General features: G+C 56.6%; 8 protein-coding genes. 4 read left to right on the forward strand and 4 right to left on the reverse strand.

From position 1 onward, the window contains the following. The first annotated feature begins 160 nt into the window (after nt 1-160). From PSR62_RS11350 to PSR62_RS11360, 3 genes are all read left to right on the forward strand, one after another. Nucleotides 161-1,840 (forward strand): cation:proton antiporter domain-containing protein, encoded by a 1,680-nt coding sequence (locus PSR62_RS11350; RefSeq protein ID WP_274407858.1) that lies wholly within the window; start codon nt 161-163, stop codon nt 1,838-1,840. After that, a complete protein-coding gene (queG, locus tag PSR62_RS11355; RefSeq protein WP_274407859.1) occupies nt 1,837-2,991 on the forward strand; it encodes a tRNA epoxyqueuosine(34) reductase QueG in 1,155 nt (384 codons plus the stop codon). Before PSR62_RS11350 ends, queG begins: the two co-directional genes overlap by 4 nt. Nucleotides 2,992-3,242: 251 nt before the next feature. Then, complete coding sequence (locus tag PSR62_RS11360; RefSeq protein ID WP_274407860.1) at nt 3,243-6,254, forward strand: zinc-dependent metalloprotease; 3,012 nt, start codon at nt 3,243-3,245, stop codon at nt 6,252-6,254. A gap of 85 nt (nt 6,255-6,339) precedes the next feature. On the opposite strand, the gene PSR62_RS11365 is transcribed toward PSR62_RS11360, so the two are convergent. The 4 genes from PSR62_RS11365 to PSR62_RS11380 all read right to left on the reverse strand — a co-directional run bounded on the left by PSR62_RS11365 (nt 6,340) and on the right by PSR62_RS11380 (nt 9,896). Then, nucleotides 6,340-7,422 carry a hypothetical protein gene (locus tag PSR62_RS11365; RefSeq protein WP_274407861.1) on the reverse strand — a complete coding sequence of 361 codons (1,083 nt, stop codon included), beginning with the start codon at nt 7,420-7,422 and terminating at the stop codon, nt 6,340-6,342. A 188-nt stretch (nt 7,423-7,610) separates the two neighbouring features. Next, nucleotides 7,611-8,036: a response regulator gene (locus PSR62_RS11370; protein ID WP_274407862.1), complete on the reverse strand. Its 426-nt coding sequence runs from the start codon at nt 8,034-8,036 to the stop codon at nt 7,611-7,613. A gap of 66 nt (nt 8,037-8,102) precedes the next feature. After that, entirely contained in the window at nt 8,103-9,365 is a 1,263-nt protein-coding gene (glyA, locus tag PSR62_RS11375) for a serine hydroxymethyltransferase (RefSeq protein ID WP_274407863.1), read from the reverse strand. Between the two features lie 294 nt (nt 9,366-9,659). Continuing rightward, nucleotides 9,660-9,896, reverse strand: coding sequence for a hypothetical protein (locus PSR62_RS11380; protein ID WP_274407864.1), 237 nt, complete (start codon nt 9,894-9,896; stop codon nt 9,660-9,662). On the opposite strand from PSR62_RS11380, the gene PSR62_RS11385 reads away from it, so the two are divergent. Beyond that, complete coding sequence (locus PSR62_RS11385; RefSeq protein ID WP_274407865.1) at nt 9,871-11,748, forward strand: multiheme c-type cytochrome; 1,878 nt, start codon at nt 9,871-9,873, stop codon at nt 11,746-11,748. The genes PSR62_RS11380 and PSR62_RS11385 overlap by 26 nt on opposite strands. The last annotated feature ends 4 nt before the right edge of the window (nt 11,749-11,752 follow it).

Consider the following 11,752-nt stretch of genomic DNA (forward strand, 5'->3'; position numbering starts at 1 on the left):
GAAGATCCGGCTAAACTGCGGGCCTGCTTGCCGGTTTTGGCAGACTGACGTCTCGGCCCTTCGCTCGCTAGTTGCCATGATCGACTCCTTCGGAACCCTTTTGATAGGTGCTGCAGACGCTGGCGCCATGGTGAGTGACGCGCACTCGGGTTCCGTCGAAATGATGCACATCGCAACGACGTTGGGGCTGTTGCTGACCGCCAGTTTGCTGGCTGGTCTTGCCAGCGAGTTCTTGCGTTTGCCGAAGGTCACCGCGTACCTGATCGCTGGACTGCTGCTGGGCCCCAGCTTTGGCAATTTGATCCCTCACGAGCATCATTTGGTGCTGGAGCCGCTGACCAAGCTCGCCATGGCTTTGGTGCTGTTCTACCTTGGCACCTTGTTCCCGTTTGACCAGATTCGAAAGATTGCTCGGCGGGCAATTCCGCTTTCCTTTGGCGAGTTGGCGTTCACGGTCGTTCTCGTCACGGTGGGCACCTATTTGCTGGGGATGTCGGCAGCCCAGGCGGCGCTTCTGGGCACGCTGGCAATCGCGACCGCCCCCGCCACGACGATGTTCGTGCTGCGAGAAACCAATGCGGAGGGACCGGTGACCAGTTTGACGGGAACCTTGGTGACCTTGAACAACCTCGTCGCAGTGATCGCGTTCGAGCTGGTTTGGCTGGCGATCGAAGTGGCTGGAGGCGACGCATCAGGATCGCTCAATGAAACGGTGTTCTTGTTGGTCCGTTCCCTTGGCGGCGCCTTCCTGCTGGGGCTGATCGGTGGATTGGTGATCAGCTACGCGTGCGAAATCATGCACACCCGACGATGGTTGGTGTTGCTGGTTGGGGCTTCCGCCTTGATGTTGGGACTGAGTGAGACCTGGGAACTGCCGTACATGTTGGTGTTCCTGGTCGTCGGCTTGGTGGTCGTCAATTCGTCCAGCGGGACGCAGAAGATCACGGCCCAAATGGACTCCATCGGTGGGCTGCTGACCGTGGTGTTCTTTTCCGTGCATGGCAGCGAGCTCGATCTCAACTTGTTGGTGGATGTCGGCATGATCGGCGCCGGCTATGTCGTGCTGCGTAGTGTTGGCAAGGTGGCCGGGATCTGGTTCATGGCCTCGCGAACCGGAGCTTCAAAGGAAGTGAAGACTTGGCTGGGGCCCGCGATGTTGGCGCAGGCCGGCGTCGCGATTTCTCTGGCCGCGACTGCCACCGCACGCAACCCCGAAATGGCCGGGCAAGTCCAGACGATCATCTTGGGGACCGTGGTGGTCTTCGAAATTCTCGGTCCATTGCTCACCCGTGCGGCGGTGTTGCGAAGTGGTGAAATGCCGATCGCAAATTCGATTCACCACACCTTTGGGACGCCGCTGGGAGCGCTCCGGAATGTGTTCACCCGGTTGGCGGGATCAGCCGGTTTGCTGAGCAAAAAGCAGGCGTTGTCCGAACGCATGCGAGTCGAACAGGTGATGCGTCGCAGCGTCGAAGGGATCGCTGAGAACGCCGACTTCAACGAAGTCGTTCACTTCGTGGAACACTCCCATGACAACACGTTTCCTGTTCTCAACGAAGACCGATGCGTGGTGGGATTGATTCGATTCGATTTGCTCAACCAAGCGTTCTTTGATCCCCATTCCGATCACCTGGTTCGCGCCGGCGATTTGTCGACGCCACCGGAGGTCTTGTTGCACCCAGCTCAGCCCGTGCGTGATGCAGTGGAACTGTTTCGCCAAACAACGGATGACTGTGTGCCAGTTGTGACCGATGAAGCCCCTCATCGTTTGGTCGCCACTGTCCGCCGCAGCGATTTGACTTCCCTGCTGATTCGCGATCGAAAAGCCGGTTTGTCGTGAGAGAAACGGTCGAGCAGATTCGCGAGGCTGCTCTGTCGGAAGGTTTCGCTGGGATGGGAATCGCACCCGCCGTGACGAGCCAAGGGTTCCACCAGTTGGTGCAATGGATCGAAGCAGGTTACGCGGGAACGATGGATTATCTGGAGCGTCGACTGGATGCCTACCGTCATCCAAGCGGGGTGCTGGAAGGCACAAAGTCGATCATTGTTCTGGCAATGAATTACGACGCGTCTGATCGCGAACCCATCCCGGTCGGTGACGTCGGAGGAGGCTTCGCGTTCGGCAAAACGGCTCGCTACACTTGGTCGGGAATCGACTATCACGATGTGATCCATCCAAAGTTGAAACGAATCGTTCGTTTGATTCGCGAGCAAATCCCAGAGGCAAACGCTCGGGGAATTGTGGACACGGCACCGCTGATGGAACGTGAGGTCGCGGTGCTGGCGGGATTGGGGTGGCGAGGGAAGAACACGTTGTTGCTGAACAAGCAGTTGGGCAGCTACTTCTTTCTGGCCTGCGTCCTGGTTGATGTGGAGTTGCCAATTGATCAGCCACACGAATCGAGTCACTGTGGAACGTGCACCGCTTGCTTGGACGCTTGTCCCACGGATGCCTTCCCGCGTCCCGGTGTGTTGGATGCTTCCAAGTGCATCAGCTATTTGACGATCGAAAGTTCCGAGTTGCCCGAGCGGGAACTGCGAACCAGCATCGGTGATTGGGCGTTTGGGTGCGATGTTTGTCAGGAGGTTTGCCCTTGGAATCGCCGGCCTGCGCGAACGCAACACAATCGGTCAGGCCTGCGAGGCCATCGCGAATCGTGGAGCGATTCCAATCATCGAGAAGGATGGTTGGAGCTGACCGCGTTGTTCACGATGACCGACGATGAGTTCCGTCGCCAATATCGACGAACCCCTTTTTGGCGATCCCGGCGTCGAGGGATGCTGCGAAATGCAATCCTTGTTTTGGGGAACCAAAAGCGTCGTGACGCGATCGAACTGTTGTTCATCACGATGGGCGATTCCGACCCTGAACTGCGAGCCATTGCGGTTTGGGCCATCTGTCAGATGGAAGACGCCGCCGCACTGGAACGTTTGATGGGATACCGCCAATCGGAGTCGGACCCGCGAGTGCTGGCTGAATTTCCTCTGTGATTTCGCGGTGGGGCCCCGTTGAGAGTGTTTTCTTCTATGGCGTGCTTGTGCCACTTAACTGTCCGTGTGTGGCGGTCAACTCGGCTCAGTGAGCGGTTTGTATCAACTGGTCCGGCAAAATGTTTGGATTACGCCGACTTTATCGGATAAAACAGTGAAGAGACAATGAACGAAACCCTCCGAGACTGCTTATTTTAACGTAGTCTTGACTCTCCCTCCTTTTTTCGAACGAACCATTGGAAGCATTGGGTATGAATCGAATCTGCCGTGTTGTGGCCACGATTGCCGCCGTGACGGTGACATACGTTGGAAGCGCGTTGACCAGTTCCGCCGCCGACTTGCCACCATTCGCAAAAATTTCTGAAGGCTACAAACAGCTTCCAGTGTCTGATCAACAAGCCAAAAAAGGCTTGTTCAATGTTTGGCAACATGAAAAAGAGGCTTCGGTGATTGCCGAGTTGCCCAAGAATTTCGCCGGCAAGAAATACTTCGTCGCGTTGACGCTCAGCAGTGGCGATCGCTACGCCGGATTGCAATCCGGTGACTGGGTCGTTCAGTGGCGACGGTACAACGATCGCCTCGCCTTGATCGCTCCTAATTTGGACATTCGTGCGACCGGCGACGCGGAATCCAAAGCATCGGTCAAACGGTTGTTCACCGACCGAGTGCTGCTCGACGTGCCGATTCTGGCGATGGGACCCAATGGTGGCCCTGTGGTCGACATGGACAGCCTGTTGATTGGCAACGCGACGACCTTCTTTGGATCGTCTGTCCGTCTGGCCAACAGTCGATTGTTCACCGTGGAAGCTGCCAAGGTGTTCCCCGAGAACGTTGAGTTGGCATTTGAAGTGGTGGGACGCGGTGGTCGGCTTCAAACCCTTCACTACTCATTCAGCGAAGTGCCCAGCAGTTCCAGCGGTTTCAAGCCTCGCGAAGCGGATGAACGCGTTGGTTTTTTCGTGACATCGTTCTCGGATTTGAGTCAGTATCAAGACGATGAAACCAAGGTTCGCTACATCAACCGCTGGCACCTTGAGAAACGGGATCCAAAACTGAAGCTCAGTCCTCCCAAAGAACCCATTCGGTTCTATGTCGAACACACCGCTCCCGTTCGGTATCGACGTTGGATCAAGAAAGGCGTGGACTACTGGAACAAAGCGTTTGAGAAGGTTGGAATCGTCGACGCGATCGTGATCGAGTATCAGGACGCGGTCAGCAAGATCCACATGGAAAAAGACCCCGAGGACGTTCGTTACAACTTCGTTCGTTGGTTGAACAACGACGTCGGAACCGCCATCGGCCCCAGTCGTGTGCACCCCGAGACAGGTCAGATCTTGGACGCGGATATCATCTTGACCGATGGTTGGATCCGTCACTTCAATTTCAACTACAACGACCTGATGCCAAAGTTGGCAATGGAAGGTGTGAGTGCGGAAACGCTGGCATGGTTGGGGAGCCATCCCAATTGGGACCCGCGTGTTCGAATGGGCGCAACGGAATCCGCCAATTCCTTGCGGGCCAAGTATGCCCTCGAAGCACAGCAACCCATGGCGGGATATGCCATGGCGCAAGCCGATCCCTCGCTGTTGGGCGATGATGAATTTGATGGGCTGATGGGACAGGTCAGCCAGAAAAATGGTTTGTGCATGGCCGCATCCGGCCGCAGCATGGACCTGGCGTTCGCTCGCATGAATTGGGGCTTGGCTCTGATGGCGGACAAGGAAGCCGAAAAGAAAAAGGAAGAAGAAGCGAAGGCAAATGCGGAAGCTGAAAACGTCGACAAGGACGCCAAGGCAGACGCGGATGCCAAGGAGGAAGACAAAAAAGACCAGGACGAAGAGTCGGACGAAGAAGAGTCCGATGGTGATAAAAAAGACGATGAGAAGAAGGACGACGAGGAAAAGGACAGCGACAAAGAAAAGGACGAGTTGCTCGATGGGATTCCAGAATGGTTCGTCGGTCCCTTGTTGGCTGATTTGGTCGCTCACGAAGTGGGACACACACTCGGATTGCGTCACAACTTCAAAGCATCCGGGCTGTACACGATCGATGAGATCAACAGTGAAGAGCTGAAAGGCAAGAAAACCTTCACCGCCTCGGTGATGGATTACTGCCCGATCAATTACCGCTACGAAGCCGGTGAAGTCCAAGGGGACTACGCGATGATCGACATTGGTCCCTATGACTTCTGGGCGATCGAATATGGGTACACCTTTGAGGATTCCAAGATCAAAGACATCTTGAAACGATGCTCCGAGCCGGAACTGCAGTACGCAACCGACGAGGACACGAGCGGTCCAGATCCTTACGCCCGTCGCTACGATTTCGGGAAAGACCCGCTGACCTTCGCGGAAGAGCAAATGCGTTTGGTTCAGTTGTATCGCGAACGTTTGCTCGAGAAATTCGTCAAAGAAGGTGACAGTTGGGCCAAGGCTCGCCGTGGATACGAGCTGACATTGGCGATTCAAACCAAGTCGGTCAGCATGATGGCCAACTGGATCGGTGGTGCGTTCGTCAATCGTGATAAGAAGGGCGATCCCGGAAATCGCGTTCCTGTCGAGGTGGTTCCTGCCGCGGATCAACGTGCCGCGTTGCAGTACGTGATCGACACCAGTTTCCGTGACGAATCGTACGGTTTGACCACGGAGATCCTCGAGCGTTTGGGAGTCGACAAGTGGCTCGACAGTGGCCGCGGTGGCATGTCGAATGAAGCGACCTGGCCAATTCACGATCGTGTGTTGGGCATGCAAGCGAGCACGTTGACGTTGATCATGAACCCAACCACCTTGCGTCGGGTTTACGACAATGAACTGCGTCTCCCCGCTGAAACCGATGCTCTGACGTTGCCTGAATTGTTGGACACGGTCAGCAATGCGGTCTGGGAAGAGTTGGATCAGCCCTGCCCAGAGGATCGCAATGATCGCAAGCCGATGATTTCATCTCTGCGTCGAAACTTGCAACGTGAGCATATCCAGCGTCTGGTGGATTTGATCTTGGAAGAAGGCCAGGACACTGCCGCGTATCATCCGATCAGCAACCTGGCTCGGATGCAATTGCGAACCTTGGCGAGCCGAATGGATTCGACGATTGAGAAGTGTGGCAAGCAGATGGATGCCTACAGTTTGGCTCACTTGACCGAGTGCAAAGAACGCATCGAACGAGCGTTGGAGGCAGGCTACACCTATGGAGGTGGAAAAGCCGGTGCTCCAATGTTGATGATGTTGATGGGCCAAGAACCTGCTTCGACATCCAACGAAGATTGATCCAGGTCCAAAACTTGAAACGCAGCAGCCTTCTCATTTCGGTGAGAAGGCTGTTTTCGTTTTGAGATGCCCGCTGGCCGAGAGTTCAGTGACCGAGATGAAGGATCTTGAGTCGGTCGGCGGTGGATTTGTCGAAGGTGCCGAGGCTGGGCGAATGGGTGATTGTGGTGATCAACGCAGTGAACCGCTCGATTTGGGGAACCAGATGGGCTTCCAGGATCGGCGTGATCGCTTGGTCCAATTGACCCTCCGGATTGCCGGAGTAGATCGACGGTTCGGGCACATTGTCGATGGCGTCAAACACCTCGTCCATCCAGCCGTCGATGGCAATTGCCGACACGCCCAGCGATACCAACTTGATGCAATCGTCGACCGATGCGACATGTTGATTGTCCCAACGCGGCGGCGTCAACCAAAGTGGCGGGACGCCAGGTTGCTGGATCAGTTGGTGCAGCAGTTCAGCGAACTGCAGTCCAGGGATTGAGATCTGGCCGGCGCGTAGGAGCAGGCAATCCGCGGGAACGGCCAGCAAGGTTTCGCGATGTTGCCAAACCCATTCCGGGGTCACACTCACCGAGATGGCTGCTTGAGGAGCCAAGCGTCTTAGCTGGTGGATCTTGCTGGGAAGGTGCTCCAAATCAAGCACATCGGGTGGCAGCGTGAACGCGGAAACCCAGCCGCCGCCGGACAGCGGTTGTTCTTCTGGAGTCGCTTCCCAGCGTCGGATTTGCTCGGCACAGTAAGCAAACCGACCGGACGCATCGCGAAGGGGCGAAAGCCGAAGGTCGATCGCCGTCGCAGTTTCAAAGTCGTCTGCTCTCAGTCCGTATCGTTCACCCCGATAGGGGAGCAACTGAAGTGGATGATTCACATCGCCGGATTCTTTGGGCTCTTGCGGGGTGTCAGAATCGGCTTGGATTCCAAGTTCGCTCTGCAAGTACGATGTCAGAATGCCGAGTTGTTGCAGCTGACTGGCGAGGGTCTGCGCAATCTTGGGAGACCAGCGATACCAGGGGGCTTCGTCAAGAAACAATCGCGTGGGGAGTTTGACGGCAGGCCCTTCCATTCGCTGGACTTCGAAGGCCGGAGGCGTCGGTGGGACTCCTCGTCGCCCCGAACCAAAGCGAGGGGGCAGCAAGCACAACGCGTCGAGCGAACCGTCAAACATGGCAGCCTAGGGGGAAGATGGAAAAGACGCCGCAAGCTCACGCGCATCCGACAGGCCACGCGGACGTGCTCTGCCTCAACCGAGCGGGTGAGTTCAACCGCGGGGAACCTGCGGCTTGCTTCGCGATCCAGTGTATCCGCTGAAGGCCCCGCTGGTACGCTTTTCGCGAATGGGGCCTCCCCGCTGGATCAACGCTCTTCCATTTCTTGGATGTACATACGCAGACGCGAAAGTTCATCGGTGGTGCCTTTGAGCTTCAGCATGTTCTCGACTCGTTTGGTCAACTCGATTCGGTTGACGGGTTTGCTCAAGAAGTCATCGGTTCCGGCCTGGACGCCTCGTTCGATGTCCCCCAGTTCGCTGAGTGCCGTGACCATCAAGATCATGATGTTGCTGGTCTGGGGATCTTCTTTGAGCTGTTTGCAAACTTCAAACCCGCTCAGCTTGGGCATCATCACATCCAACAGGATCAAATCCGGCTGGAACGATGCCACTTTGGCCAGCGTGTCTTCCCCGTCCACCGCGGTTTCCAAATCGCATTCGATGTTGACCAAGTAGGCCTCCAGCAGTTCGCGGTTGGCAGTGTTGTCGTCAGCAATCAGGATCCGATGCATCCGAAGCGGCTTTCAATGGAAGGGGAGACAGGAGGGTTTCAAAGGGACCGAACCAGCGATGCCGGATCAGGCAATGCTGGCGGGAGATTCAGCGGCGGCCGGAACGGGGAAGGCCTGCACCATTTCGCGAATTTCGGTGCGGATGGTTTCGTGCAACGCAGCGTTGTCGGAATCAGACAATGCATTGTAAATCCATTGGCCGATCCGTTTCATCTCGTCGCCACCCATTCCGCGGGTGGTCAGTGCAGGCGTTCCAATTCGGATCCCGGACGGATCCATCGGTTTTCGCTGGTCAAACGGGATCATATTCATGTTGACGGTGATGCCGCAAGCATCGAGGACCGCTTCGGCTTTCTTGCCGCCCAGGTCCACGGCGGTGACGTCGACCAACATCAGGTGGTTGTCGGTTCCGCCACTGACCAATCGCAGGCCACAGCTCATCAGGGTGTCCGCCAACGTTTTCGCGTTGTCCACCACGGCTTGTCCGTAGCTGGCGTATTCCTCGGTCATCGCTTCGGCGAAGCAGATTGCCTTGCCAGCGACCACGTGCATCAACGGGCCACCTTGGGTGCCGGGGAACACGTTGCGGTTGACCAATTTCAGGTGCTCTTGTTTGCACATGATCAGACCACTGCGAGGCCCACGAAGCGTTTTGTGGGTCGTCGTGGTGACGTAGTCCGCGTAGGGCACGGGACTGTTGTGAATTTTCGCGGCGACCAAGCCGGCGTAGTGGGCCATGTCGACCATCAACTTCGCACCGACCTCATCGGCGATTTCTTTGAATCGATCGTGAGGGATTTCGCGTGGGTAGGCGCTCGCACCGGCGACGATCAGTTTCGGTTTGTGCTCGCGTGCCAGTTTGACGATTTGATCGAAGTCCAAGCGATGGTTGACTTCATCGACGCCGTAGTTGATGAAGTTGTAAAGTCGTCCGCTCATGTTCAGCTTCATGCCGTGCGTCAGGTGGCCGCCTTGGGCCAAATCCAATCCCAGCACGGTGTCGCCGACTTCAAGGCAGCTCAAATACACAGCCGCGTTGGCCTGCGACCCGCTGTGGGGCTGGACGTTGGCGGCTTCGGCGCCGAACAGTTCCTTGGCCCGGTCGATCGCGATCGTTTCCACGACGTCAACGTGCTCGCAACCACCGTAATAGCGGCGTCCGGGATAGCCCTCGGCGTATTTGTTGGTCAGGACGCTGCCGACGGCTTCCATGATCGCTGGGCTGGTGTAATTCTCGCTGGCGATCATTTCCAATCCGTCCTGCTGACGAATCGTTTCGGCTTGGATCGCATCCCAAATGGCGGGGTCTTGTGACTGAATGAAGCTCATGGCAGGTCAATTCGAAGCGTGTGGGGAAGAGGGCTCGTCGGGGCATTGTCGATTCCGAGTAAAAAACCGTCAATGACTGAAAAAAGTCACTGAACGCGGCGAATTGACCGGTTTTCGCGTTCTGGGCTCCGATCCCGAAACAATCCCACCCCAGCCCGATGTCTTACAATCGAGGCGGGATTCTGCCCCGAGTGAATCGTGGCCTCCTGAAATGGCCCTCCAGCGAATGAATCCTGATTCTGAATTTCGACACAAACCGATCCGTACAAGGACTGTCTTGCAATCAACGCCGCCTTACCGGGGAATGCTGTTGTGCGGGCTGATGCTCAGTCTCACATGGGCCGGATGCTCCCGGAAATCGCCTCCTTCGGAAATCGAGCCTTCTGCCAATTCATCCGCCATTGATTCAAACGCGACAAAGCCAGGTGCCGGTCCGGTGACTTCCCCGGCGGAGTCAGAACCGGCTGGGACGGCGTCTGAAGCGGTCGAGGAGTCAGCATCGGCGATGACACCGAAGGTAGACCGTGGCACGGCAATGCTGCCGGACGCGGTCGGGTCGCAGGCCTGTGTCGCCTGTCATCCCAGTCGTGCCGAATCGTTTTTCGAGACCACCCACGCGGATTCCTTGCGACTGGTGGACGCAAAGGTGGAACCCGAATTGCAATCGTTCTTTCACGAACCCAGTTCCCAGCGAATGAAGGTCGTCCGTGATCGAGAACAGATTCGTCATCAGTCATGGCAAAACCTGCCGCAAACCGACTACGTGATGCCGCTGAGTGACCACCCAGTTGAATTGGTGATGGGAAGCGGCACTTTCGCGAAGTCGTATTTGATCCGTGACGGGGACGCTCTGCTGCAGGCTCCGTTGTCGCACTACACCGAACAAGGCGAGTACGACATGTCGCCCGGTTACGACTCGCCGTCCCACTTGGGGTTCTCTCGCCAAGTCACGGACGATTGCTTGTTCTGTCACGCGGGTTCATTGTCGCGGGTGGAAGGCAATCGAAATGTCTCGGTTTTGCATGAGCTGGCAATTGGCTGCGAGCGTTGTCATGGCGGTGGTCAACACCATGTTGATCTCGCCAACCAGTTGACAGCCCATTCGACCGACGTGACGGATTTGGATGCGACCCATGATTGGGCGATCGTGCATCCCGATGAACTGGGGCGTGACTCGATGGAGTCGCTCTGTGCCCAGTGTCATTTGCAGGGCGATGTGCAGATGTTTGTCCGCGGTGCCGATTCATGGTCGTTTCATCCTGGGCAGGATTTGGCAGCGACACGATTGGTCTACAACGTCGGACCGCCGGAAAAAGAGTCCGGTTCGGCCACGTTTGTGGGGCACTTCGGCCAGATGCACGCCAGCGAGTGCTACCTGGGATCCGAGAGTCTCACCTGTGTCACCTGCCACGATCCGCACCAACGAGTCGATGATGCCAACCGCGAATCGATTCACCGAGAGCATTGCTTGTCTTGCCATGGCAACCTGGATTGTGGCGAGGAACTGAACCTCCGAATGACTACGAACGAAAACTCGTGTCACCAATGTCACATGCCTCGTTCCAAAACCGAGGTGCCTCACGTGTCGATCACCGATCACCGGATCGCAGTGCCGGGTGAAGCCACCGATATCGAGGCACCGGCCGAGAAGGTGACAGAAACTCCGGTCACTCAGCTGCCGGATGTGATCGCGTTGCTCGATCGATCCCCGGTCGACAGTTGGCAACGAGAATTGAATGAAGCCACCGCGATTGCGCAGTGGCTTTGGATGGGATCCAATCCAAGGTATGACAACACGACCGTTTTTGACTTGGCAGCTCAGCGTTTACGCTCCGCGATTCAGACAGCAGAAACATCAAAGTCGGATTCCAATGTCGCACATGTGTCGTTGGTCGAGGCCAAAACAAGGTTGGCAAGTTTGCTGGACCGGGGCCTGTTGTTCCCCGCCAAGGATCGTTCTGAAGCGGATGTGAAACGTTTGCGGAAAGAAAGCCAAACGTTGATGCAGTGGGTGCTGTCGGAAGAGAAGCAGCCGACACCGGAACTTCAAGTCGCACTGGAAAGTCTGGCGAACGGGGCGGCCGCGGATGAGCGGCATCTGGAGGCGTATCACCTTTACCAGCGTCTGGTCAAGCTTCGTCGCAATCCATCGGATCACTACAACTTGGGGTTGGCGTGCGGAAAGCTGCGCCGGTTTGGCGAAGCCGAACAAGCCTTCGTGGAATCGATTCGGATCCAACCCACTTATCCACTGCCCTACGCCTCGCTGGCTCGCTTGTATCAAACGATCGATCCGCGAACGGCATCGAACTACATGCAGTTGTCTCAACGTTTGCGTTTGGTGCAACAAGGAAACGCGAACGTCGGGCGTGGCAGTCAGTAGCCGT

This window comes from Rhodopirellula sp. P2 (assembly GCF_028768465.1).
GTDB lineage: Bacteria > Planctomycetota > Planctomycetia > Pirellulales > Pirellulaceae > Rhodopirellula.